This is a genomic window from Janthinobacterium sp. BHSEK, assembly GCF_056174685.1.
Genome location: NZ_JBWBYV010000229.1, coordinates 1 through 260, shown reverse-complemented (window position 1 = coordinate 260; position 260 = coordinate 1). Strand labels below are relative to the sequence as shown.

Here is a 260-nt window from a genome sequence, read left to right as displayed (position 1 = left end):
CTGATTTACGTTTGAACTTTTGGTGGAGGATGACGGGATCGAACCGACGACCCCCTGCTTGCAAAGCAGGTGCTCTCCCAGCTGAGCTAATCCCCCTAGGGTATTTCCAGACTACAGAAACTGGTAGGGCTGGTTGGACTCGAACCAACGACCCCCGCGTTATCAACACGGTGCTCTAACCAGCTGAGCTACAGCCCCAAATGCTGTTCTTCTTTATTAACAGCCGATAAGTGTGAACATTTGATGCGTGAACCATTTAC

2 tRNA genes are annotated in these 260 nt (G+C 50.4%); both read right to left on the bottom strand.

Annotated elements, in window-relative coordinates:
- Window positions 1-20: 20 nt before the first annotated feature.
- Window positions 21-96, bottom strand: a tRNA-Ala gene (locus tag AC0V2Y_RS28630).
- Window positions 97-121: 25 nt separating this feature from the next.
- Window positions 122-198, bottom strand: a tRNA-Ile gene (locus AC0V2Y_RS28625).
- Window positions 199-260: the final 62 nt, after the last annotated feature.